20 protein-coding genes are annotated in these 26,084 nt (G+C 43.6%); 12 read left to right on the forward strand and 8 right to left on the reverse strand.

What is annotated here, in order from left to right; translation table 11 throughout:
- Nucleotides 1-3 precede the first annotated feature (3 nt).
- The 4 genes from CWD77_RS12530 to acnA form a co-directional block, all read right to left on the reverse strand.
- Nucleotides 4-1,176: a histidine kinase dimerization/phosphoacceptor domain -containing protein gene (locus CWD77_RS12530; RefSeq protein ID WP_101073931.1), complete on the reverse strand. Its 1,173-nt coding sequence runs from the start codon at nucleotides 1,174-1,176 to the stop codon at nucleotides 4-6.
- A gap of 123 nt (nucleotides 1,177-1,299) precedes the next feature.
- Complete coding sequence (locus CWD77_RS12535; protein ID WP_101073932.1) at nucleotides 1,300-2,475, reverse strand: GAF domain-containing protein; 1,176 nt, start codon at nucleotides 2,473-2,475, stop codon at nucleotides 1,300-1,302.
- Between the two features lie 126 nt (nucleotides 2,476-2,601).
- The gene (locus CWD77_RS12540; RefSeq protein ID WP_101074015.1) at nucleotides 2,602-3,924 is read right to left on the reverse strand and encodes a Na+/H+ antiporter NhaC family protein; all 1,323 of its coding nucleotides are present in this window, start codon (nucleotides 3,922-3,924) and stop codon (nucleotides 2,602-2,604) included.
- An 89-nt stretch (nucleotides 3,925-4,013) separates the two neighbouring features.
- Nucleotides 4,014-6,734: an aconitate hydratase AcnA gene (gene acnA / locus CWD77_RS12545; protein WP_101073933.1), complete on the reverse strand. Its 2,721-nt coding sequence runs from the start codon at nucleotides 6,732-6,734 to the stop codon at nucleotides 4,014-4,016.
- Nucleotides 6,735-6,990: 256 nt separating this feature from the next.
- On the opposite strand from acnA, the gene CWD77_RS12550 reads away from it, so the two are divergent.
- The 11 genes from CWD77_RS12550 to CWD77_RS12600 all read left to right on the forward strand — a co-directional run bounded on the left by CWD77_RS12550 (nucleotide 6,991) and on the right by CWD77_RS12600 (nucleotide 21,234).
- Nucleotides 6,991-8,451: a sensor histidine kinase gene (locus CWD77_RS12550; protein WP_101073934.1), complete on the forward strand. Its 1,461-nt coding sequence runs from the start codon at nucleotides 6,991-6,993 to the stop codon at nucleotides 8,449-8,451.
- Nucleotides 8,452-8,542: 91 nt separating this feature from the next.
- Nucleotides 8,543-11,125, forward strand: coding sequence for a M20/M25/M40 family metallo-hydrolase (locus tag CWD77_RS12555; RefSeq protein ID WP_101073935.1), 2,583 nt, complete (start codon nucleotides 8,543-8,545; stop codon nucleotides 11,123-11,125).
- A gap of 113 nt (nucleotides 11,126-11,238) precedes the next feature.
- Nucleotides 11,239-11,682, forward strand: coding sequence for a 50S ribosomal protein L13 (rplM, locus tag CWD77_RS12560; RefSeq protein WP_101074016.1), 444 nt, complete (start codon nucleotides 11,239-11,241; stop codon nucleotides 11,680-11,682).
- Between the two features lie 9 nt (nucleotides 11,683-11,691).
- Nucleotides 11,692-12,078, forward strand: coding sequence for a 30S ribosomal protein S9 (gene rpsI / locus CWD77_RS12565; protein WP_101073936.1), 387 nt, complete (start codon nucleotides 11,692-11,694; stop codon nucleotides 12,076-12,078).
- Between the two features lie 230 nt (nucleotides 12,079-12,308).
- Entirely contained in the window at nucleotides 12,309-13,271 is a 963-nt protein-coding gene (gene rpsB, locus CWD77_RS12570) for a 30S ribosomal protein S2 (protein ID WP_101073937.1), read from the forward strand.
- Between the two features lie 27 nt (nucleotides 13,272-13,298).
- On the forward strand, nucleotides 13,299-14,129 hold the full coding sequence (gene tsf, locus CWD77_RS12575) for a translation elongation factor Ts (RefSeq protein WP_101073938.1): 831 nt from the start codon (nucleotides 13,299-13,301) through the stop codon (nucleotides 14,127-14,129).
- A 75-nt stretch (nucleotides 14,130-14,204) separates the two neighbouring features.
- Nucleotides 14,205-14,927, forward strand: coding sequence for a UMP kinase (pyrH, locus tag CWD77_RS12580; protein WP_101073939.1), 723 nt, complete (start codon nucleotides 14,205-14,207; stop codon nucleotides 14,925-14,927).
- A 97-nt stretch (nucleotides 14,928-15,024) separates the two neighbouring features.
- Nucleotides 15,025-15,594: a ribosome recycling factor gene (frr, locus tag CWD77_RS12585; RefSeq protein WP_101073940.1), complete on the forward strand. Its 570-nt coding sequence runs from the start codon at nucleotides 15,025-15,027 to the stop codon at nucleotides 15,592-15,594.
- 118 nt (nucleotides 15,595-15,712) lie between these two features.
- Nucleotides 15,713-19,234: a chromosome segregation protein SMC gene (smc, locus tag CWD77_RS12590; protein ID WP_101073941.1), complete on the forward strand. Its 3,522-nt coding sequence runs from the start codon at nucleotides 15,713-15,715 to the stop codon at nucleotides 19,232-19,234.
- Between the two features lie 3 nt (nucleotides 19,235-19,237).
- Nucleotides 19,238-20,014: a tRNA (5-methylaminomethyl-2-thiouridine)(34)-methyltransferase MnmC2 gene (mnmC2, locus tag CWD77_RS12595; protein WP_101073942.1), complete on the forward strand. Its 777-nt coding sequence runs from the start codon at nucleotides 19,238-19,240 to the stop codon at nucleotides 20,012-20,014.
- A gap of 32 nt (nucleotides 20,015-20,046) precedes the next feature.
- Nucleotides 20,047-21,234: a kynureninase/PvdN C-terminal domain-containing protein gene (locus CWD77_RS12600; protein ID WP_240596818.1), complete on the forward strand. Its 1,188-nt coding sequence runs from the start codon at nucleotides 20,047-20,049 to the stop codon at nucleotides 21,232-21,234.
- Here the strand turns inward: CWD77_RS12600 and CWD77_RS12605 are convergent, their stop codons facing one another.
- Entirely contained in the window at nucleotides 21,235-21,912 is a 678-nt protein-coding gene (locus tag CWD77_RS12605) for a DUF3667 domain-containing protein (RefSeq protein WP_101073943.1), read from the reverse strand.
- A 177-nt stretch (nucleotides 21,913-22,089) separates the two neighbouring features.
- On the opposite strand from CWD77_RS12605, the gene rpsU reads away from it, so the two are divergent.
- Complete coding sequence (gene rpsU / locus CWD77_RS12610) at nucleotides 22,090-22,284, forward strand: 30S ribosomal protein S21 (protein WP_101073944.1); 195 nt, start codon at nucleotides 22,090-22,092, stop codon at nucleotides 22,282-22,284.
- 22 nt (nucleotides 22,285-22,306) lie between these two features.
- Here rpsU and radA read toward each other — a convergent pair whose 3' ends face one another.
- The 3 genes from radA to CWD77_RS12625 all read right to left on the reverse strand — a co-directional run bounded on the left by radA (nucleotide 22,307) and on the right by CWD77_RS12625 (nucleotide 25,913).
- Nucleotides 22,307-23,653, reverse strand: a complete 1,347-nt coding sequence (gene radA / locus CWD77_RS12615; RefSeq protein ID WP_101073945.1) for a DNA repair protein RadA — start codon at nucleotides 23,651-23,653, stop codon at nucleotides 22,307-22,309.
- Entirely contained in the window at nucleotides 23,640-24,665 is a 1,026-nt protein-coding gene (locus CWD77_RS12620; RefSeq protein ID WP_101073946.1) for a lysylphosphatidylglycerol synthase transmembrane domain-containing protein, read from the reverse strand. Before CWD77_RS12620 ends, radA begins: the two co-directional genes overlap by 14 nt.
- Before the next feature lie 171 nt (nucleotides 24,666-24,836).
- The gene (locus CWD77_RS12625; RefSeq protein WP_101073947.1) at nucleotides 24,837-25,913 is read right to left on the reverse strand and encodes a class I fructose-bisphosphate aldolase; all 1,077 of its coding nucleotides are present in this window, start codon (nucleotides 25,911-25,913) and stop codon (nucleotides 24,837-24,839) included.
- Nucleotides 25,914-26,084: the final 171 nt, after the last annotated feature.

The raw sequence follows: 26,084 nt of genomic DNA on the forward strand, positions 1-26,084 counted from the left end.
TTATTAAACGGGAAACGTGATTCTAAATCTTGTTCCCTCAGTACTTTCGGTATTGACTGTTGCCTTCAATTTTTTCAATAGTTCTTCAACAATCCACATTCCAATCGACTCTCTCTTTTCAAACTGGAAATCTTCCGGTAATCCGACACCATTATCAGACACTTCGAGGAGTGCTTCACCATTCAGTTTCTTTAAGGTTATCTCAATTTGCCCCTCTCCATCATCTTCAATAAAGGCATGTTTGTAGATATTGATTAGAAGCTCATTCAGAATCAGACCGCAAAGGAGTGCCTGATCTTGCCTTACTTCAATTTTTTCGCTCTTCAGTTCGAGTTTAACATTGTATAGAATAGAACTCATCGTCTCTTCTATCGTCTGCGATAGCTGCTTCAGATATTTTCCAAGTTCGACTCTGTTGCTCAGATTTTTCTCACTAAGCATTTCGTGAAGCTTTGCCATCGAACGAATTCTGTGGCCAACATCATCCAAAACATCTTTTGCCTTGCTCTTTTCAAGATCCAACGACTCGTTCTCAACAATTGAAAGAATTACCTGTAGGTTATTTTTGATTCGATGATGAATCTCGGCGATCAAGGTGTCCTTCTGTTTCAATCGTTCATGGAGTCTGTCGATGAGCCGGGTCCGTTCAATTGCACACGTAACATGAGAGGCCAATGCCTGCATCACAGGGATATCCCGGGATGTAAATTCATGATTATCCCGGCGGTTCAGTGCCTGCATCACCCCAATCACTTTGTTCTCACGGTTTATTAAAGGCACGCAGATAATATTCCGTGTTTTAAAACCTTCGGCCAGTTCACCGTAAAAATGTTCGGATTCGGCGGGGTTATTCGTCAGATAAGGCCTTTTTTGCGATACAACCCATCCCGCAATCCCCTGATCTTTTGGAATGCGTTTTCCTGCAATATCATATTTTACCGGACCGGTTGGCATACTTACGTGCAACTCTCCGGTTTCCTTATCTTCCAGAATAAGGGTGCTTGCCTCTGAATTCATGACAAGCCGAATAGCCTCCATACTTTCAATCAAGACCGATTTAAACTCTTTGGTTTGATTGATCCCTTCTATCGTATCAAGTAACAGACGCAGGTTTTTATCCGGCAGTTCCTGCAAACCGTCATCCGGATTGATATTGCTTAGTTCTGAAGATTCCATAGTAACCTGAATTAATTTATCTCTTTAATGTATAATTAATTTTCAGGATAAAGGCTAACCCTTAATAATATTAAGGGGAAGGATTATAATACTCAGTAATAAACCGTGTTGTAAAAATCTCTTCTATGATTTAAATGTAATGGTAAATCTAGCTCCCGGGTCATTTAAAATGGTCATCTCAGCGTTCAACTTTTGAAGCAGTTCGTGTACAATCCACATACCGATGTTTTGCTTCGACTCTAGGGTGAAGTTGTCGGGCAGTCCTATACCATTATCGGCTACACTTAAAATAGCCAGCCCCTCATCATTCGCTACATTGACTTCTATTTTATTCACATTCTTTGTCCCCTCGATGTAGGCATGTTTGTATACATTTATGAGAAGCTCGTTTAGAATCAGCCCGCAAAGAAGTGCTTTTGTTTGAGAGATCTTAAACTGACTGCCTGATACATCTACATCAATATCCAGCTGGTGGAAACTCATGGAATCTTCAATTTTATCAACCAGGTTTTTGATGTAAGAGTGCAGATCGATATTCTCATTTACTTTTTTCTCTACCAGCATGTCGTGCAACTTAGACATCGACTTCATTCTGACCTCAACCTTTTTAAACAGGTCTTTAGCCTTCTGATCGGAAATTTCTTTGGTGTCTTTTTGTATCTGGTCTGAAAGTGCTTGCAGGTTATTTTTTACCCGGTGATGTATCTCTGCAATCATTACATCTTTTTGATGAATGGTTTCCCGCATCGCATCAATTTTTCTGGTTCTCTCAATTGCTATGGTGATATGAGTAGCCAGTGCCTCAAAAACCGGCACATCCTCTTCATGATACTCTTCATTATTCCTTCGGTTTAAGGCCTGAATAACCCCCACAACCTCATCATTACGGTTGATCAGCGGAACGCATATCAAATTTGTAGTTGTAAAATTCTCAACCAAATCACCATAGAAATAGTCCGACTTGGTCACATCATTGGTGAAATAAGGTTTTTTATTTTCCAACACCCAACCGGCAATTCCCTTCTCTTTTGGGATACTTTTTCCGGCTACCTCATTTTTGGCCGGCCCGGTTGGAACACTTATGAAGAGCTCACCCTTTTCATCATCTACAAGCAGCAGTGAACTGGCTTCAGAGTTCATCACCAATCTGGTTGCCTCCATACTTTCGAACAACACAGTTTTAAACTCATTTGTATTGTTGATCCCCTCCAGGGTTTCAAGTATAAGTGAGAGATTCTCTTTCTCTAAGTTGTCGTGAACATTCTCACTTTTATCATCTTTATTTTTACCCTTACTCATATTTATTTCAACTATATGTTCCAATTGAGATACATCAAGCACAATTAACAAATTAATAAGCACTTTTACATCAAAAAAACAAAACCAACTTAGTTAATACTCCATTCTAAGTCCAAAAAAACGGGATTATGAACTATCCCATTTTAGACTCTTGCCAAAAAGTATAAATCCGATTGCAAAAAACAGCAACACAAATCCATAGTAATTGTGTGTAACTGCATCCCAAGGTGAAATGGCAAATGTAGCACTGAGCAGTAGTGCCTGGTTACCGTAAGGAATAAAACTCTGAGCAGAGCAGGCAAAAATGTCTAATAAACTGGCAGTTCGTCTGGGAGAAATGTTATGCTTTTCGGCGATAGATTTACTTATTTCACCGGTTACAACAATGGAGACCGTATTATTGGCAATGCAGATATCTGTAATAAATACAAGCCACCCTATCGCCAGTTGTTGAGCCCTGTTACCCTTTCTGGAAGCTTTTTCGGCCATCCGGGTAATCACACCGGAAATCCACTGTAATCCACCCTGCTGTTTGATAAACTCTCCCAAGCCTCCCACAAACATGGCTAGAATCATGATACCATGCATATCCGCAAAACCGGATGCAATATCTCCTCCCAATGCCGATAGTTCATACCCTGATAAAAGCATACCCTGAAAGGCTGCCATTAAAACCCCCAGAATCAAAACCAGAAACACATTCATCCCTGCAACAGCCAAAATAAGAATGGCCAGGTACGGAATGGTAGCCAGCCATTGCGGGGGTTCATTGGATACAGTTCCGGCATCAGTTGCCAAAACAACTAACAGTAAAGCTTTGATGATTGCAGCCGGCAGGGCAATTTTAATATTCTCCCGGAATTTGTCCTTCATCGGAACACCTTGAGTTCGAGTAGCTGCAATCGTTGTATCAGAAATAATGGAAAGATTGTCACCGAACATGGCCCCGCCAAACAGTGCACCTGCAATCAGCGCCGGGTCGGTTCCCGTTTGATCGGCAAAACCAACTGCCACCGGCGCAAGTGCGCCAATGGTTCCCACGGAGGTTCCCATAGCCAGGGAAACCAATGCCGCAATGATGAAGAGCCCCGGAAGAACAAAACCGGCAGGGATCAGCTGGAGTCCTGCATTGACCACGGCATCTACGCCGCCGGTTGCAGAAGCTACACTCGAAAACGCACCTGCAAGCAGAAAAATCAAGCACATCGTAATAATATTGCTATTGCCGATTCCTTTTACAAGAAGTGCTATCGACTCGGTTAGTTTCCCTCTGTGAAGCCATGCGGCAAGGATTAATGAAGGGATAATGGCCACGTGACCGGGAAGCTGCTGAAAGGCCCGTTCAACGCCCTGAGCCTGTAATATCAAGCCGGAGCCCAAAAACAATACGATAAAGAGTAGAAATGGAAGGAGTGAGAGCTGTGCCGTGCGAGTATTAAATGATTTCATGGGATGAAAATAAAAAACCTCCGCGGTTTTTAACACCACGGAGGTTTTAAAATATTAGTTGAATCCGAGCGGATTCAAACAGTCAGAATTTAGCTGTTCTGTTTTTTATCCTCTTCCACATAGTCGCGAAGTACTTTGTGGAGGATTCCGCCATTTCGGTAGTAATCTACCTCAATCGGAGTATCAATTCGGCAATCGGTCATAAACTCGATCACCTCACCATTATCTTTGGTGGCCGTTACTTTGATCTCATCGCGGGCTTTTACGTTGTCATCCACTTGAATATCAAACGTTTCGGTTCCATCCAATCCAAGTGAATCGGCACTGTCACCCTCTTTGAACTGAAGCGGCAACACGCCCATCTGGATCAGGTTTGAACGGTGAATACGCTCATAAGAAACCGCAATGACCGATTTCACTCCAAGAAGGTTGGTTCCTTTTGCAGCCCAGTCGCGTGAAGAACCCGTACCGTACTGAGTTCCCGCCAACGCTACCAGCGGTGTACCGGACTCTTTATATTTCATGGATGCTTCATAAATCGTTGTGATCTCATCATCCGGGAAATACTTAGTAAAACCACCCTCTTTTCCGGGGGCAAGCTGATTCTTGAACCGGACGTTGGCAAAGGTTCCGCGCGTCATTACACGATCGTTACCACGTCGGGATCCGTACGAGTTGAAGTCTTTCTCTTCCACTCCATTTTCGATCAGATACTTACCTGCAGGACTCTCTTTTTTGATGTTCCCGGCAGGAGAAATGTGATCGGTAGTAATAGAGTCACCCACTTTCACCAATACTTTAGCACCTTTAATCGGCTTGATCGGCTCGGTTTCTTCACCCATTCCAAGGAAGAAAGGTGGTTCCTGAATGTAGGTAGAATCTTCTTTCCACTCATACAGATCTCCTCCGCCCACAGGAATTTTATCCCATGTTTCGGACTCAAAAATGTCGCCATACATTTTCTCAAAAAGCTCCGGACGAATAGCCTGGTCGAGGAACTCCTTAATTTCAGCAGATGTAGGCCAGATCTCTTTCAGATAAACATCGTTTCCATCTTTATCTTTTCCGATGGGCTCGTGTTCGAGGTCAATATCTACAGTACCTGCAAGAGCATATGCTACAACCAGTGGCGGTGATGCCAAGTAGTTTGCTTTCACCCATGGGTGGATTCGTCCCTCAAAGTTTCGGTTTCCGGAAAGAACACCGGCAGCAATCAAATCGCCCTCCTTAATGGCTCTTTCAACAGCTTCGGGAAGCGGACCTGAGTTTCCGATACAGGTTGTACATCCGTAACCCACCAGATTAAAACCAAGATTATCCATGTACTCTGTCAGTCCGGCTTCTTTCAGGTATTCGGTTACCACTCTTGAACCGGGGGCCAGAGATGTCTTCACATATGCCGGAACTTTGAGTCCTTTTTCATACGCTTTCTTCGCAACAATACCTGCACCCAGCATTACACTTGGATTCGACGTATTAGTACAGGAAGTGATAGCTGCGATCACTACATCGCCATGCTTCATTTCAATTTCCTGTCCATTTCTGTAGGTACCCTTATTGGCCAGTTTTTCCTGAGTGAGATTGAAACCCATCGTTGGATTATCGCTGGTCAACGAATTCTCAAAGGCCTTCTTCATATTGCTCAACTTGATTCGGTCGTGAGGCAGTTTTGGCCCTGCAAGTGAGGTTTCAACTGTACCCAGATCCAACTCAAGTGTGGAGGTAAATTCCGGATCAGGCGTATCATCTGTTCTGAAAAGTCCCTGCTCTTTGGTGTAAGCTTCAACCAATTTCACGAGCTCGTCCGAACGGCCGGTTCTGCTCATATAACGGAGTGACTCCTCATCAACCGGGAAGAAGCCCATTGTTGCTCCGTATTCGGGAGACATATTCGCAATAGTGGCTCGATCCGGCAGACTCATATTGCTGATTCCGTCACCGTAAAATTCTACAAACTTACCAACTACGCCATGCTGACGAAGCATTTGAGTAACCGTAAGTGTTAAATCCGTTGCGGTAATTCCCTCGCGAAGCTTGCCGGTCAATTTCATACCCACAACTTCGGGAACCAGCATGGAGATTGGCTGCCCCAACATAGCTGCTTCTGCTTCAATACCGCCAACACCCCAGCCAAGAATTCCAAGACCGTTGATCATGGTTGTGTGAGAGTCGGTTCCCACCAAAGTATCCGGATAAGCTACCGTTGAACCATCATCTTCTTTTCGGGTAAATACTCCTTTTGCGAGGTATTCCAGATTTACCTGGTGAACAATTCCGCGTCCAGGAGGAACCACACGGAAATTATCGAACGCCTCTTTACCCCACTTCAAAAATTCATACCGCTCACGGTTACGCTCCATCTCTTTCTCAACGTTGAACATAAACGCGTACTCCTGTCCAAACATATCCACCTGAACGGAGTGGTCAATCACCAAATCAACCGGTACCTGCGGGTTGATGGAGGTTGGATTTCCACCCATTCTTTCCATGGCAGAACGGAGAGCCGCAAGGTCAACAACAGCCGGTACTCCGGTAAAATCCTGCAGAACTACACGTGATGGCTTAAAAGGAATTTCTCCGGAAGGGCTTTTGGCATTATAGTTTGCCAGCAGTTTAATATCGTCTTCAGTAATTGCAAAGCCATCGTACTCTCTCAAAACAGCTTCGAGCAAAATTTTTATGGTAAACGGAAGCTTACTGATGTTTCCATAACCAAGCTCTCCGAGTTTTTTCAGGCTATAGAGATGCGCCTCACCTGAACCCGTGTTAAACGGAATCTTGGTATTTTTGATTGGGTTGTCAGTTGTCATAAATCCTCTGTGCTTTCAAGATGTTAAAAGTCCTACTTGTCTTATCATCTTAAAATATGGTTTTTTTGAGATAATATCTTTGCCAAATCCCGATGGGAGATCTCCTGAAATATGTAAGTTTAAAAATTATTGTAACCCATAACCTTTATGTTTAAACTTGTTCAGCTGATTGACGATAACTTCAGTTGTACCCAAACATTTAATTGAGAAATTCAAAAATCTGACGACTAATAACCCATATATCTACAGACCTTAAATGCTTTTTCTGAATTATCAGGCTGATAAATTTTTGACTCTTACCACACTCCTACTGCTTTTCCTGCTCAACTCAACGGTCTTTGCTCAATCTGAAACTGACTCCATCAGCACCTACTCTCAGATAAGATCAAACAATAATGGAGATGGCCAACCCGATTTGTTTGGCAAAAAAGTTATTACAACCGGAATTGCTAATTCTCCCAGTGGCGTATTTCATGAGCAGTATTTGCAAATGTTCATTCAGGATGATTCTTCCGGAATTTCCATTTTCTCTTACAATATTGATGATCCAATTGTACCCGGCGATAGCCTCGTTGTTTGGGGAGCCGTCGACTCCTATAACGGTTTGGTTGAAGTGGAGGCTGACTCCTACCGTGTATATCAGAACCGATCTGTTCCAAGACCGATAAATTTAACGGATCTGATCTCCAACCCTGCAGATTATTTGGGCGTGCTTGCCAAAGGAGATGGTGTTATCACAGAGAAAGGAAGTACCTATAATGGTAAATACGTTATCATTTCGCCGGATGAAAGCCCTGACAGCATCATGGTTTATGTTTCAAACTTTCACGTCAGCTTCTCCGAGTTCAATTTTGATATTCTAAGTGTAGGAGATGAAATTGCAGTACAGGGTGTGATTACTGAGTACAATCCGGAATTTCCCGGGCAAAAAAATTACAAGCTCTTTCTTAGAACTCCTCAAGATTTATCTTACATCGGATTACCGGCATACTATAAAAATTTGATTTTTTGGAGCATAATCGGATTAATCATCATTGCATTAATCTGGTACCTGATTTTACGTTACCGTGTGGAATCCAAAACAAAAGAGATTCGATTTTCACTTCAACAGAAAGAGCTCCTGTTAAAAGAGATTCACCACAGGGTAAAAAACTCACTTTCTATTGTTTCAGGTCTGTTGGAGATCCAGTCCTCGAGTGCGGAAAATGAGGAGACCATCAGAATGCTGCAAAACAGCCAAACCCGCATTCAGTCTATTGCCCTCATTCACGACAAACTTTATAAAACAGAGTCCCTTTCCGACATCGATCTTGACGTCTATATCAAAGATCTTGTTGAGTCTGTTCACAGAACATTTACCGAACTGAATGATAGTGTATCTCTCTTTTTTGACCTCGACCCTGTTCAAATCGATTCATCCCGGGTAATCTACTGTGGCCTATTGATCAACGAGCTGGTTGTAAACTCTTTTAAACACGCTTTCAACGGCAACAGCGACGGGAAACTTAGTGTGACTTTAAAAAAGAACAAGAATCATACTGTATTGACTGTATCAGACAACGGCCCCGGCCTGCCACACAATTTCAATCCCAATCACGAACATGGACTGGGCTCTATGCTGATCAACTCATTTGCTGAAAACCTCAATGCTGAGATCAAGATTTCGGAACCCGAAGAAGGCGGCGCCTCCTTCAGCTTCACTTTTCCGGATTTATAATCGGAAAACCGAACCGCTCTAAATTTCTTTTAAGGATTTTACAACTCACTCGGATATATTCGCTTAACCCTTAATCAATATTTCCGAATAGATGATCCGAGCATTTACTACACTGTCTCTCCTTTTTACATTTCTATTTATTCATACGACTCAGGCCCAGGTTCAATCTCCAAACAGTCCTTACATGGAAGGCTATCTGAAGTGGGATGCCGGTAACTACATTGGAGCTATTGAGGATTTCCTGGAGATCCTGAACGGACCGGATGCAGATCTCTATTTCGATGACATCGCCAAGCTGACGGGTGAAATCTATAAAGTAGATGAAATCACTGAGGACGGACGAAGTCCGGTTTTCAGCCCGGATAACACCCATTTTATGTGGAACGACCTAACGGGTGACGGTCCTGTAATGAAAATTGGTAAAATCACAGAATCGGGAGTGGAACATCTTCACACTGTTGAGGGTTCTGACCTGCAATTTTCTCCTGATGGCAGGCACACCATATTTTTCGGGACGGAAGCCACTCAAAAACTGGAGCAGCTTCAGGAGGAGTTATCAGAAGCTTTTAATGCCAGGGATCGGGCCGCAATCAATCGCCTGCGCGGAGAGATGCAATACGAAGCATTGCTGAATACATCTCTGTATATTTTTGATCTTCAATCCGGTTCAACAGAAAAGCTCGACACCGGAAACCTTCTGGTTCGAACCCCAGCTTTTGATGAAAACGGCACTGTTTGGTTTGCCGGCTCTGATCCCAATCAACCGGACCGGAGTGATATTTACACTCTAAATCTGACTGATGGATCACTGAATCAAATCACAAAAGATCCCGGATTTTACGATGCGCCAATGTCTGTACCCGGAAGCGATCGTGTCATTTTCAACTCCTACTCCTCATCACCTTTTCCATCACCCGCAAATAGCGAACGAAACAGTTACGATATAGAAGACGGAATTGTCCTTTTCAGTCAGGAACAAGGTGAGATTCAAAAATGGAACGGTCAGGCTCCGATTCTTTCAAAAAACGGAAATCGATTGGCCTTTATGACTATCCAAGATGATGAAACTAAAATTCACAGCGTAAACTTAAACGACAGTTCACTCGAAGCTGTTGAGTTCGTCTCGTCAACCGATCCGATTCAGAATCCTGCGCTCTCACCGGACGGCAGTAAGCTGGCTTACATGCTAAGAGAAGGAATCAGCTGGGATCTCCACATGGTTCACACTTCCGACGGCACACTTGAGCGCCTCTCTTATGATATTCAGCATGAACTCTTTCCACACTTTTTGAACGATGAGAAAGTTTTGGGCATGATGGGTGAATCCCGCCATCGCCGATCACATATTTATGATGTGAACACAAAAGATTTTTACAGGCTGTTCCATAACAACAGCATCCGAACCGTATCGATGGAGAATGAGTGGGAACCCAGTCCCGACGGCACCAAACTGCTGGTTATTGCTCAGCGCGGTGGTGATACCATCGCTCCGGAACAGGGAGTATTCCTCGTCCGCATTGGGGATAAAATCTCTAAACAGACTCTGATCGATCGTCTTCAGGCTAACCTGAAAAGTGAACAGGAACTGCTGGCCAAGGCAGAGAAAATGTTTGAACCGATTCACAACTCGGTTAAAGATCTGACAGAGCAGATCAACCTGACGCGAATCTATCACTATCAAAAAGATCTTTATGATTTTGGATCGAAGCATATCAGTCAGCCCGGCAATCAAAAAGCGATCGACTACATTTACGAAACGCTGGAATCTTTCGGTTACGAACCGGAACTGCAGTGGTTCAATCCGTCCGGCGATATTGAAACAGCCAATGTTGTGGCGCGCCTTGAGGGAACCGAGCATCCTGAAGTGGTTTACGTTTTAAGTTCTCACTTCGACTCGGTTCAGCATAGTCCCGGCGCAGACGACAACACTTCCGGAACAGCTGTTCTGTTGGAAGCCGCCCGTGTTCTCGCAAATAACCCGCAGCCTGCAACTATTATATTTGCTTCATTAACAGCTGAGGAATCCGGCCTGCTTGGGGCCCGTGAGTTTGTTCGCGTCGCTGAAGAGGAAGATCTTTGGGCACACGGAGTGGTAAATAACGACATGATGGGTTGGACCCGCCATCACCGCCTCGACAACACCATCCGGTTTTCAAATCACGGTATCAAAGATGTGCAGCATTCCGGTGCTATTCTTTTTACAGATTTGATCACCTACGATTCGCGCTACTATCGTTTCACTGATGCGCACGCATTCTTTGATGCATTTGGTGATGTACTTGGAGGAATCGGATCCTACCCTATTCTTGGAAACCCAAATTACCATCAAACCACCGACCAGCTTGAGACGATCAATCACCGACTGGTTCAGGAGGTCTCCCGATCGACAACTGCTACGCTGATGATGTTGGCCAATGCACCATCAAAAGTAACCGGTTTGGACGTGTTGGATCTGGGAGGCAATCAAACCGATGTAAGGTGGAATGCATCTCCGGAAAGCGATATCGAGAACTATATTGTTGGATATACCGATCAGATGGGCAACTCCCATGAGCAAACTGTTAGCGGAACTGAGACTTCACTGAATCGTGCAGACCTGACCAAACCGGTAACCGTCGTAGCAGTAAATAGCCGCGGTATTCAGGGCTGGGACCCGACGGTTTGGGAGGAGTAAACAGAAATAAAGTTTCTGAATGTTTTTTTTGAATCAATTCAGTATTGCAATACACAATAAATCCCTTTATCTTTTTCAACTTTCCAATTTTGCAAGAAAACAAAGAGAATATCGTGAATACGATCAGTAACAAAACATACAACGCAACATCAGCCACTGTAGACAAAAAGTGGGTAATTATTGATGCAGAAGATCAACCGTTAGGCCGTTTATCGTCCAAGGTTGCAACTATCCTTCGTGGAAAACACAAACCGGAATTTACACCGCATGCAGATACCGGCGACAATGTGATCGTCATCAATGCAGAGAAGGTTCAACTGACCGGTAAAAAACTGACAAACAAGAAATACTTTAAGCACACAGGCTACATCGGTTCTGAAACTTTTACTTCTGCCCTCGATTTGCAGAAGAAAGATCCGTCATCCCTGATCACTATTGCCGTGAAAGGAATGCTGCCTAAAAATAAGCTTAGCCGACAGATCATGAAGAATCTGCGGGTATATGCTGGGTCAGTTCATCCACATACTGCACAACAACCGGAAATTTTAGAGATCTAAATTCTCATAATGGCACAAGAAAATTACATCGGACGTCGTAAAACGTCCACAGCTCGTTTATACATCAAAGAAGGAAGTGGAAACTTTATCGTGAATGGTAAAACCATTGATGAGCACTTCAATACTCAGGCAAGAATTAACATTGCCCGTCTCCCAATCGAAGTTACTGAACTTGATGGCAAGTACGACATCAAAGTAACTGTAAAAGGCGGCGGAGTTACAGGTCATGCCGGTGCAATATCTTTAGCACTTGCACGTGCACTCGACGATCTGAATGAAGGTGTTCACGGAGTATTGAAAGAGCACGGACTTCTCACAAGAGACGACAGAATGGTAGAACGTAAAAAATACGGTCAGCCAAAAGCTCGTAAGAAATTCCAGTTCTCTAAACGATAAGAGATCCAAGCTTCAGGTTGCAAGTTTCAGGTTTTCAATGAACCACTTGCCCCTGCTTCAGATTCTTACTTAAGAAACTTTTTAACTCTCAATCAGGCTTCGGCAAAAAGCCGGAAAACTGAAATACACATACACAGCGACCCTTCGCCGAGTGTTCCGATAACTAAATCGGGATTAGCGCCTTGGGAATGACCTGTGTAGAGGAAAAACTCAAAACAGACATACAAATCATGCCTAAAGCAGCAAACGTAGAAGAACTATTAAAATCAGGTGCGCATTTTGGTCACCTGACCCGCCGTTGGAATCCAAAGATGAAAGAATTCATCTTTATGCAGAGAAACGGCATTCACATCATCGACCTCAAGAAATCTCAAAAATATCTCCAGGAAGCACTTGATGAGGTTACCAAACTTGCCCGTGCCGGCAAAACGATTCTCTTTGTAGGTACCAAAAAGCAGGCTCAGGAGATTGTTAAAACAGAAGCTATCCGTTGTGGAATGCCTTTTGTAACTCACAGATGGCTTGGCGGTATGCTTACGAACTTTAGCACCGTTCGTAAAAGCATCTCCCGTATGGAAGAGATTGAAAAAATGAAGAAAGACGGTACGTTCGAAGAATTGACCAAGAAAGAGGGATTGATGCTCGACAGAGAGCGTGAAAAGCTTGAACTCACACTTGGCGGTATTGCGAACATGACACGTATACCCGGTGCCATTTTTGTTGTTGATACTATTAAAGAACACATCGCGATTAATGAAGCTGTGAAGCTAAATATCCCGATCATCTCTATGGTTGATACAAACAGTGACCCGGATATTCCGGATCATATCATTCCGGCAAATGACGACTCTGCACGAACCATTCAATTGGTTACAGCTCAAATCGCTGACGCTATTATTGAAGGAAATGCTGAAAGAGAAGCGATCAAAGAAGAAGAGTTGATGGAAGAAGCCGCGGCTGAAGCTAAAAAAGATACAGGCTCGGACGAAGAAGAAGAGAAGAAAGAAGTTAAAGCCGGAAAAACTACGAAGCGAAGAAAAAGACGGCGAAAGGCTTCAGACTCCGACAGCAGTGATCAAGCAGAAGAAAGTGCAAAAGATCAAGCTGATGAGAGCGCCACAGATAAAGATGATGATGATGATAAGAAGAAAAAAGAGAAAGAATCTGAGTCTGACAAATCTGACAAAGAGTAAACCTGAACTGAAAATTTTTCTAAACTCATGAGCATTAGTGCAAAAGATGTAAAAAAACTTCGCGACGTTACCGGAGCGGGTATGATGGACTGTAAAAAAGCCCTAAGCGAAGCTGATGGCGATATGGATAAAGCCATTGAAATTCTCCGTAAAAAAGGACAAAAAGTTTCTGAAAAACGAGCTGAAAGAGATGCAAACGAAGGATTGATCCTGACTCGAATCAGCGACGATCATAAAAAAGCTTCCGCTATCGAAATCAACTGCGAAACCGACTTTGTTGCCCGTAACGATGATTTCCAGAAGCAAGCCAATACTTTCCTTGATGCAGCCTTCGATAATGATATTGAAAGCGCAGAAGACTTAATGAAAGTTGAGGTTGATGGCTTATCTGTTGAAAAACACCTGGAACAAATGGTTGGTAAAATCGGCGAGAAAATTGAGATCGCCCGTGTAGTTCTGGTTAAAACAGAAGGAACACTGGTTGATTACATCCATCCCGGAAACCAGCTTGGTGTACTCGTAGATTTTGACGGCGACCTATCTGACGACACCGTAGGAAAAGATGTGGCTATGCAAATTGCCGCAATGAATCCGCTTGCCGCTACACGTGATGGCGTAGACGCATCCGTTGTTGAGAAAGAGCTTGAGATTGCTAAAGAGCAGTTGATCAACGAAGGAAAGCCTGAGGAGATCGCTGAAAAAGCTGCGAAAGGAAAACTCCGACGTTTTTACGAAGAGCGCGTTCTTCACGAACAGAAATTCGTTAAAGACAACGGTATTACCGTTAAAGAGTATCTGGAGCAGAATGATGCTCCACTCGTCAAATCATTCTATCGAATGCAACTTGGCGAAGCTTAAATTTTTATCTTCAAAAAAGGCTACCTTTAAAACGGTGGCCTTTTTTATATCTACGAACTTCTAATCAAATAACCAGTGGCAAATCAATATAAAAGAATACTTCTCAAGCTAAGCGGTGAAGCACTTTTAGGAGAGCAAGGACACGGTATCGATGCAGATATCCTAACGCAATACGCAGATGAGGTAAAAGCAGTTCAGGAAGAGGGTGTTGAAGTTTCCGTTGTAATTGGCGGTGGAAATATATTCCGTGGCGTAAAAGGAGCCACCGAAGGAATGGACCGCGTGCAGGGCGATTATATGGGTATGCTTGCAACCATGATCAACAGCATGGCTTTTCAGGATGCCTTGGAAAGAAAAGGCGTACACACCCGGCTGATGAGCGCCATTCGTATGGAAGAAATTGCCGAACCCTACATCAGACGTCGGGCCATTCGTCACCTCGAAAAAGGACGTGTAGTCATCTTCGGTGCCGGCACAGGAAATCCTTACTTCACTACAGACACAGCCGCCTCGCTTCGAGCCATTGAGATCGAAGCCGACGTTATTTTAAAAGGCACCCGTGTAAATGGCATCTACGACTCCGATCCCGAAAAAAATAGTAATGCCGTTAAATTTGATACCATTACCGGGGATGAAATTCTAAAAAGAAGACTGAACGTAATGGATCTTACTGCCTTCACTCTTTGCCGCGATAATGAGACGCCCATCATCGTATTTAATATGAATGAGAAAGGGAATCTCAAAAAAGTTGTCTGCTCAGAAGAATCTGTAGGCACAACAGTTGTTTGGGATGAATAACCATTTTATTAAATTCAAGCCTTGCAATAAAAGTCGCTGATTTTGATCCGGATAGTTCATTTCAGCATATCTTTTCAATTAATTTGTACAGACTGCCATGATACCAGAAGAAATTCAGTTAATTATCGATGACGCCGAAGAAAAAATGAAAGAAGCTGCGGGCTTTTGTAAAAAGGAGCTCTCGCATATTCGTGCCGGTAAAGCTACCACTTCACTTTTAGACGGAATTAAGGTGAACTATTACGGTTCTCAAACACCCCTTAATCAGCTGGCTTCTGTTGCAGCTCCCGAGGCACGATTGTTGGTTGTTCAGCCTTTTGACAAATCGGCCATGGAAGATATAGAGAAGGCAATTATGTCGTCCGGATTGGGCTTAAACCCAAATAATGACGGTTCGATCATTCGTATTCCTCTGCCAATGCTGTCGGAAGAGCGCAGGATAGAACTCGTAAAACATGCAAAGGAAGTTGGCGAAAAAGCACGAATCAGTATTCGAAATACTCGGCGTGACGCCAATGACGAAGTGAAGAAAACTGTGCAGGACGAATCACTTCCCGAAGACAGCAGATTCGAAGCCGAAGAAGAGATTCAAAAGCTGACAGATAAATTTATTGGTCTGGTCGATGAAATGCTCGAGACCAAAGAAAAAGAGATCATGACTGTTTAACATCTCGAAACTTTTCCTGAAACATGGTATTTCATCTTTACTCCTTATTCGGAATAAAGATGGTTTAAATACCATGTTTTTTTATTTTTTGCCGTTCCCTTTTTATACATTTTAAAGCATGTACATTTCTGATTTAGAACTTCACGGGTTTAAAAGTTTTGCGCATAAAACGCATGTTAAGTTCGACAGTGGCATTACAGCAATTGTTGGACCGAACGGGTGCGGAAAATCCAATATTGTAGACGCCCTCCGTTGGGTGTTAGGTGAACAACGCCCTACCCTTCTCCGCTCCAGTGCCATGAGTAACGTGATTTTCAATGGTACTGCTAAGAAGAAAGCCCTGGGAATGGCCGATGTTTCTCTCACCTTTGTCAACAACAAGGGGATTCTCCCGGTTGAATACAGTGAGTTGACCATTACCCGCAGACTCTATCGCTCAGGCGACAGTGAATACCTGATCAATAACACTCCCTGCCGATTAAAGGATATCATGGAGCTCTTTATGGATACCGGAATGAGTTCCGACGCCTATTCCGTGATTGAGCTTAAAATGGTGGAGGAGATTCTCAACGACCGTAACAACGACCGCCGTCGGCTTTTTGAAGAAGCGGCCGGAGTTACCCGTTATAAAGATCAGCGTAAAAAAACGTTCAGAAAGCTGGATGAGACCCTGAAAGATCTCCAGCGACTCGAGGACATTTTAGTTGAGGTGAGAAAAAAAGCCCGGTCCCTTGAGATTCAGGCAGATAAAGCAGCAAAAGCCAAAGCGTATCAAAAAGAGCTGAAGACTTTGGATCAAGGGTACACGCTGCATCAGTACAATGCCGTAAAAAAGGAGCTGGAACCGCTCCAGGAGCGAATTGACAATGCCGATAAAGAGAAAAAGGAGATCGCTCAAAAAGTTGAAGAGCTTGAAAGTAACGAGGAAAAAGCCCGTAATCACCTTTTAGAGAAAGAGAGAAATCAATCGGAAGCTCAGCGTCGGGTAAGTCAGCTGCATTCATCCATCAGGGAAATGGAGACCAACCTTCGTATTACAAAAGAAAAAATTGTGAACGAAGAAGGAGTTATTGAGCAGCATCAAAACGACATCAAACAGAGCAGTAAAGATCTTACTGAACTGGAACAGCTTAAAAAGGAGAGCATCAACAAGCTTGAGAACTTTTCTGATGAAAAAGAGAAGTCTGAGCAAAGTCTGAAGGGCTCTAAAGAGCGATTCAATGAAGTTCAGCAGAAATTTACCAAGGTGCGGCACGAACTCTATGAGCTGGAAATTGAACTCAGTGATGTTAATAAGAAACTCTCCGGACTTCAATCTAACCGCATCAAGCTTGAGTCTAAACTGGAAAACAGTGAGGATGATCAGCTTAGGATCGACCGCGATATTGAAGATCTTGAAGATGAAATTATCAATGCAAAAGGTGAACTGAACCTGGTTAAGAAGAAGCTTGATGAAACCAATAAAGAGCTTGAAAATAAAGAAGCTCTTTTAAGTAGCACCGTTGATAAACGCAAAGAGCTTGAGGAGAAACGGGAAAAACTCCGGGAATCCATTCGTTCACTTAAAAGCCGAAGGGATGCCGTTCAATCCGAAATTTCCTTAATGGAGAGCCTTGCCGAATCGAACGACGCCCTGCCTGCTTCGATCTCCTACTTAACAGAAAATCATGCGGATGCATTTTCCATTTTGCAGCCGGTAGGTGAAGTTCTGAACACTTCTGAGGATACAGCCCCAGCCCTTGAAATGGCGCTGGGTGAGGCAATCAACTTTATGATTGTTCAATCTATGGACGATGCCATTCGCGCATCGAAAATTCTAAAAGAGAATAAGAAAGGCCGGGCAACATTCATTCCGTTAAATGAATTGAAGAGTAGCTACCCGGTTCAGGAGCAATCGATCTACAACAAGATACGTTGCGAATCGAAGTACGATAATATCGCCCGCCTTCTGCTCGGGTCAACTCACATTGTGAAGACTATTGAACAGGCATCATCAGCTTTAAAAAGTGGCGCTTCAGCAGCAGTTACTACTGATGGAGATTTGATCACGTCAGATCAGTTTTTGAAAAGCGGCAGTAAAAACAAGCAGGCCGGTGTTCGGCTTGGATTGAAGGATAAGCTCGACAAGCTTACGGATAAGCTGAATGAGACATCCGCTTCTCTTTCAAATGAGGAAGAAGAACTGGGTGAACTGAATAAAGAGCTTGATCAGCTGAATGCCGAAGCGATTCGCCGAAATATTAAAGAGATTCAGAAGTCCTTACGGAATCTCGAACAGCAGTCGAGTCGCTGGCAGTCGAACATTCAGGTGTATGAAAAGAATGTTAACGAGCTAAAAAACCGAAAGACGAACTTACAGTCCAACCTGGATTCGGCCCAGGAAGAGCTCGACTCACTGCACCCTAAACAGAAAGAGCTGCAACAGAAAATTACAGAACTGAGCAAACAGCAAAATCAGAAGAAGGATGTTCTCCAAAAGCTGGAAGACGAGCGTGCGATTGCCCAAAACCGCTATAATGATGCACAGCTCAAGCATCAGGATGTGAAGAATAAAGCTCAAAACCTTGAACGGGATATCGAACGTGCCGAAACAGGCATCAAAAATATCAAAACCCGTCTAAGTTCACGTAAAGAGCTGATGGCTGAAAGCAAGGAGAAGATTGAGAAGTATAAATACGCCATAGAACAGACCGAAAAGCAGCTCTCGATTAAGAAAGAGAATAAAGAGGAAGCGGATCAGAAACTTGCCGCTGCCGAGGAGGCAAGCAGCCGGCAACGCGGTATCATCAACGAAATTGAGAAAGAGTTAAAGGAGCTTCGCCGACGCAAAGAGGTTAATCTCGAGCTTGTTCACCATCTATCCATGGCGCACGAAAAGCTGGAGATGAAATCTCAGGCGCTTTCTGATCACATTTGGGAAACATATGGAATTTTGATGGATCAGGTGGAAGAAACCCTGCCTGAAGAGATGCCGGCCGAGGATGCAAAGGAGCGGATCGCCTGGCTGAAGCAGAAGCTGAATCGAATCGGGGATGTGAACCCGCTGGCGATCGAGGAGTTCAAAGAGGAGAAAGAGCGGCTCGATTTCTACGAAGAACAGATCGAGGATCTCCAGAAAGCTGAGGTTGAAATGCGTGAAACCATTGATGAGATCAATCAAACCGCTACCCAGCGATTTAATGAGACATTTGAAAAGATCCGGTCTAATTTTAAGAACGTGTTTAACACACTCTTCCACGAAGATGATTACTGTGATCTTCTGATTGAAGACGATGCCGAGGATCCGCTGGAGGCCAAAATTGATATCAAGGCAAATCCAAAAGGAAAACGCCCATCGAGTATCAATCAGCTTTCGGGAGGCGAGAAAACACTTACAGCTATTGCGTTGCTATTTGCGATTTATCTCGTAAAGCCGTCTCCATTTTGTGTGTTGGATGAGGTAGACGCTCCATTGGATGATGCAAACATTGAGCGATTCTCAGCAATGATTAAAAAATTCAGCCACGATACTCAGTTTATCATCATTACGCACAACAAGAAGACCATGTCGAAAGCGGAAATGATGTACGGCGTTACTATGCCGGAAACCGGTGTGAGCCGATTGGTTGGTGTAAAACTGGATGAAGTGGCAACGGCTTAAGCGATGAGTCCCGAAGATCAAAAACCGACAATATCGGAAACCAAAGACGGTTCAACCACACTTTACTCTCCTGTTTTTGATCAGTACTATCACAACCCAAACGGTGCCGTCTCTGAAAGTAAAATCGTGTTTTTTGAAACCTCGGGACTTCTTCAGTCACTTCAGAACAGAGACCATTTCGCTATCTTTGAAATGGGTTTTGGTACCGGGCTTAACTTTATCCTTCTGAAAGATTATTTAGACAAGTTGGATCATCCGCCAATTGTGGATTTCTATTCAGTTGAAGCCTTTCCCGTTGATCCCGATACAGCTTCTCAATTTGATTTTGGTGAGGAGTTGAATCAGCAGCATCCGGGAGAACTTCTGCGTTCGATTTTTTCGGATGCTAAACCGGGAACCAATAGTTTTCAAATATCGAAATATCTGACGCTGAATCTGTTTATCGGTACATTTGATGAATCTCCTAAGCCCGACCAACCCATCGACTACTTTTTTCACGATCCCTTTTCTCCTGATGTGAATGCAGAGCTGTGGACACCGGATGTTTTTCGAAAATTGAAGGCATATGCTGACAAGTCAGCCGTCCTCGCCACCTACTGCGCAGCTTCTTCAGCAAGAGCCGCAATGGCCGTAGCCGGCTGGAAACTTTCGCGCGCACCGGGAGCGCTGGGTAAACGGGAAATGACTCTGGCATCGATCGATGAAAAGAACCTTGGCAGTTTAAAAAGAGTTAATGAACTAAGATTAATCGAACGATATCAAAAAGGCGATTTTGATTAAGCTCCGTCTTTTATAATCAGTCCAAACCATTGATGATGCAAGAATTTGATAAACTGGCACAATCTCTTCAGCCCCACTATTCCCATTTTAATGTAGCCAACCGGTTGCTTTTCACAGGCCACTCCCATCAGGCCTGGCCCGATGTTGCATTTGACGGAGTGAGGGAGTATATGCAGATTGCAGCTGATCAAGTAGATACAAAATGGGCCACTGCTTTCGAGAAAACGGAAGTTTTGCGCTCTTACCTTCGAAAATATTATGACGATCCGACCGGGAAATATTGCCGCGAACAGAATACGCATGTGTTGATGATCTCCTGGTTATCATCCCTTGACTTGAAGAATAAACCAAAAATCATCACAACTACCGGTGAGTTTCATTCCATGTATCGTCAACTGCGCCGATACCGGGAAGAGGGTTATGAAATTGTCTTTCTGCCACACGAAGATGACGATCAACTACTTGCCTCTGTAAAAGAAGAGCTAGACGATCGGACAGCCGCTGTGATGTTATCGAGAATCTATTTCGAAACTTCGGAAGTCAACACAAAACTACCTGAAATTGCGGCTGCAACAAAAGAAGCCGGAGTTCCCCTCCTAATCGACGACTACCACGGAACCAATGTAGTGCCACTCTCTATTGCCGATGAAGGCTTAGAGCACTGCTACATCCTCATTGGAGGCTACAAGTATCTGCAGTGGGGTGAAGCAAACTGCTTTTTGAGATATCCGGCAGATTGTTCACTCAGACCTGCAGTTACCGGATGGTTTGCCTCATTTGATACGCTGGATGAACCGAGAGACGACCAACCGGTTTCATTTGATGATGGGGACCAAAAATTCGCGACCGGCACCTACGACCCAGTCTCCCAATTTCGAGCAGCAGCGGTTGCGAATTTCTTCCAAAAGATGGGGCTTTCTCCTGAAGTACTTCAGAAACAGTATTCAAGTCAGGTTTCTTACCTGCGTAATTTATTTAATGAACAAGGTTTTTCACCAGAATTAATTACACACGCCAATACTCGTGCTATTGAGGAAACCGGCGGATTTCTAGCTTTGGAATCCCCTCACGCCAGGGAGATAAGAGCCAGACTTCTTGAACAAGGGGTTTTCACTGATGCCAGAGGAGATATCATACGATTTGGCCCTGCCCCCTACACCACTTCCGGGCAGTGTGAGCAGGCGATACAAAAACTTAAGGAAGTTGTTCGGGAGCTGTGATTATAGTGAACCCGACATCTCACCGATTCGTTGAATGGCAAAAATCATGTAGCCAATAATGGAGGCCGCAAAGCCGGTCAGAACGGCATAGAGAACATATCCTACAATAAATGTGGATAGAATGCGGATCCAGACCAAAAAGGAAGAGCTTAAAATGTACGACTTATAAAGCCAAAGAGTTGGAATGGCAATGGCTAAAGCAGGTAGCGTTGCATTGGCAAAAGGATCTATCAAGCTCACGCCGGAAAATGCCCAGAATGGTATCAGCAGCAGTTGAAATAACATGGTTGCTCCAATTGCGTAACTGTTCATTATCAGTAAGCTGAAAAATCCGGTAATATAATCCCTGAAAAAGAAAAGACCCGCTATAGAAAGCATAGGTACCAGTAACAGTGAGGCTGAAAGAGGTAAGAATTGGGTAGTTGACCGAACTGTACTCACCTGGATCCACTCCGCAATTTCTCGCATCTGATCGTTCTCGGCTTCAAATTCACCAAGAGCCGGCTCAAAAGAGAAGTCTACAACGAGAGTATTAACCAACGTAATCGCTATTGCACCAATAATCAGAAAAAGAAACGGATGTGTGTAATTTCTGTCTTCACTCTCTAAAAACTGATCAATTACATTCCTGGGATGCTGCAGAAGTTCTCTGAATGTTTGGATAAATGTTTGAACCATAGATACCGTTTCTTGTCATTTCTTACTCGACATCTTCAAAACCGCCGTCAATGCCGCTATTTTGAGACTTAATATAAGATCTTTGGATAGAATGTTTTTTATGAATGGAACTGTTTTTTAATAAAAAGCTTTTTATATTTAGAGTCTGTAAAGAATTCAATAAACATAATTACACGTATGATCGGAGTAAAAGTAAAAGATAACGAAAGCATTGACCGCGCGATTAATCGCTTCAAGAAAATGGTAACCCGCTCAAGAGTATTGAACGAATACAAAGAGCGTCAGCAGTACACTAAGCCATCTGAAGAGCGACGTGAAGCTCTTAAAAAGAGCATTCGGGAAGAGAGAAGACGTCAAAGAGACAATTACTAAAAACGTTGTCTTTTTCAGGCTGCTATTTTAGAGCCTTCATCAAATGATCCGCGGGGTTTAAAGTCATATTATATGTACCCGCGGTATCGCTGATTGGCAGAACAGCATTTTTAAAACCCATCTTTTCTGCCTCATTTAAGCGCTGTTTTAAGAATGGCACTCTTCTCACTTCACCGCCAAGTCCTACTTCACCTATATAGAGTGATTTTTCGGGGACCGGTTCGTCTTTTAAACTTGAGGCCAGAGCAGCAACAACAGCTAAATCTGCGGCAGTGTCGTTAATTTTCAGTCCTCCCGCCACATTCAGGTAAACATCTTGTCCGGCAAAACTCATGGCAGCCCGTTTCTCAAGCACGGCTATGAGAAGCGATAATCTGCGCTGATCGAACCCGCTTGCCGTACGCTGAGGAGTACTGTAATTACTCGGGGTTACCAAAGCCTGTATTTCAATTAAAATCGGGCGAGATCCCTCCATTACACACGTAACACAATTTCCACTAACGGTGCTGTTCATCTCTGCCAAAAAGAGATCCGAAGGGTTATTCACCTCATGTAAACCGGTATCGCGCATCTCAAAAACTCCCACTTCGTTCGCAGGTCCAAACCGATTTTTCACACCTCTCAATAGTCGATGAAGCTGACTTTGATCCCCCTCGAAATGGAGAACTGTATCAACCATATGCTCCAGTATCCTGGGACCGGCAATATCTCCTTCCTTGGTCACATGACCGATCATCAGCGTAGTAATTCCTTCTTTCTTTGCGATCTGCTGAAACATAGCCGAACACTCCCTGATCTGCTGCACACTCCCGGGAAGGCTGCTTAGCTCTGAACTGAATACCGTTTGAATGGAATCGACAACCAGGAGGTCGGGTTTGATTTTACGCGCCTGGGATATCACATTTTGCACATCTGTGTTATTATAGATGAGCAAATTCTCGCCATTCATACCAATTCTGTCTGCCCTCTGTTTGATCTGCGATGCAGACTCCTCCCCGGCAATGTAAAGTATTTTCAAATTTGGACATTTCTGAGCCACCTGAAGCATCAGGGTACTTTTCCCAATTCCGGGATCTCCTCCTAATAGTAAAAATGAGCCATCAATCAGCCCCCCGCCCAATACTCGGTCAAATTCCGAAAGATTTGTACTAATCTTCTCATCTTTGGATTGTTTAACATCTTTCAGTGCTACGGCATCCGACTCATCACTGTTCGAAATATCAACTTTATGTTTTTTCGAACTTTTCTTTTTCTCACTTATTTTTTCTTCAAAGGTATGCCATTCTCCACACGCCGGACACAAACCAAGCCATTTCGGTGAAACATGTCCACATGCTGAACATTCATATTGAATTTTAGGTTTTGCCATGCTCTGCAGTCTTATCAGATTCTTGATTAATATCTTCCAGTTTTTCAGTAACTGAGGTATTCACATACCAGAGCATGGCAACAATACCAAGCCCGATACTGAAATAGTAGGTTATTAATCGCCAAACGAACACAGCCAATCCGATAAACGCGGTTCGGTCAATCAATGGCCCCAAAAATACAGCGAATAAGCCTTCCACCCCTCCTGATCCACCCGGTGTTGGAATAATCAGAAATGCCAGATTCATTGCCAGACTTCTCAAAACGAGCAGCACTTCCTGAGCCGGAAGTAAACTCAGAACAACAATTACCGGAAGTGCCACACGGCAAAGCCAGCTGAGGGTAGACAATAAGAACGCCTTCACAACAAAACTAATCGGCTTCTGCCTGAGCTCTCTTGAATAATCGACCATGTTATCCGCTTCCGCATTCACTTTATCTGCAAACTTTCGTAATAGCGGGAGCCTGAATACAACCTCAATCATTCGCTTCATCGCTTTCGGGTTGATCAGTAAACCGTAGGCAAGCAGACCTCCATAGATCAAAAGTCCTGCATAAATCACAAACATTGTAATATTGCCAACCATGCCGGTTTCATCCGGAATCACGTTAAAATAGATACTGGAGACCAACAAAATTGGAACCGCTAATGCATACCAAAATTGATCGAGCAGCACTCCATAAAGAACGATGGCTGAGGATTTCCCCAGCTTGATTCCCTCTTTAGTCATTGCATAAGTCGCCACCGGAGCGCCTCCAATAGTGGAAGGGGTTATTGCCGATGCAAAATCCCATGTTAAAGCAATTCGAATGGATGCCATCCAGTTGATGGTCTTATCTGCTAAAAACCGAATCTTCGCAGCAAAAAAATAGACCTTTAAAAAAGTAACTCCAATTGCGACAAAAATACCGGGCAGACGTTTTGGAGCCAGATGTTCTAAAATACCCGGTTTGTAAGTCAGATAGATCACAATCCCCATACTGATGAGACTCAATGCTATGGAGAGAGCCATATACCTAAAGGAAATTAATGACCCATTTTTTTCAGTATGTACATCGGAATCAGGCAATATAGAAGTGTTTCTTGGCAGAGCTTAGTTCAAAACCTTTTTTTTAAACTCTCAAAACAAATAGTAAAGCCATACAGATCTACTCTGTATGGCTTTTTTTATAAAAATAGGAAATTAAGCGATCGTAATCTCATCATTCAGATAAACATCCTGAATAAAGTTCAGCAGTTTTACTCCCTCTTCCATAGGGCGCTGAAAAGATTTACGGCCACTAATGAGCCCCATACCACCGGCACGTTTGTTAATCACAGCCGTTTTTACAGCATCAGCAAAGTCATCACTTCCTGATGCCCCGCCTGAGTTAATCAAACCTGCACGGCCCATGTAACCGTTCGCTACCTGGTAGCGAGTCAAGTCGATTGGGTGATCGGTAGACAATTCACTGTAAATTCTCTCATCCAATTTACCATAACTGGAATCACCGGCATTCAGCGCTTTGTAACCGCCGTTGTTGGTTGGTAATTTTTGCTTCACAATATCCGCACCGATTGTTACACCAAGATGGTTTGCCTGACCCGTTAAGTCAGCTGAAGAATGGTAATCTTTACCGTCAACTTTAAATGCTGAATTTCGGGTATAGCACCACAGAACGGTAGCCATTCCTAATTCATGAGCATATTCAAAAGCTTCCGCCACTTCAACAATCTGTCGCGACGACTCATCGGAACCGAAATATATAGTTGCACCTACGGCAGCTGCACCCATATCGTAAGCTTTCTGTACTGACCCAAACATGATTTGATCGTAAGTATTCGGATACGTTAACAGCTCATTGTGGTTGATTTTTACCAAAAATGGAATCTTGTGTGCGTATTTTCTCGACACAGATGCCAGTACACCAAATGTGGATGCAACGGCATTGCAACCACCTTCGATAGCCAGTTTTACAATATTTTCCGGATCAAAATAAGCCGGATTTTTTGCAAAAGATGCTCCGCCACTATGCTCCACTCCCTGATCTACAGGAAGTATGGACAGGTATCCTGTGCCGGCCAAACGACCATGGTTCAGTATCCACTCTAAATTACCTAATACTCTGTTGTTACGGTCGGAATGGTACCATACGTCGTCTACGTATGAACCGGAAGGAAGGTGAAGTTTTTCTTTTGGAATAGTTGTACACGTGTGATTGAGCAGCTTATCGGCATCATCGCCTAATAGCTCTTCAATTCCTGAAATTGCAAGTGCCATTGATCTTTACTCCCGTTAATTTGTTGAAATTATTTTTATGCAGTCATTAATATACATGTTCATTTATCAAATGGCTATTGATCTGAGCGGATTCCCGCCCATGAAAGCGCTTTGTTTTCTATTAATTTGTGATCAAAGGTGAGATACATTTAAAAAACCTGTATTTTGTGC

The organism is Rhodohalobacter barkolensis (assembly GCF_002834295.1).
Lineage (GTDB): Bacteria > Bacteroidota > Rhodothermia > Balneolales > Balneolaceae > Rhodohalobacter > Rhodohalobacter barkolensis.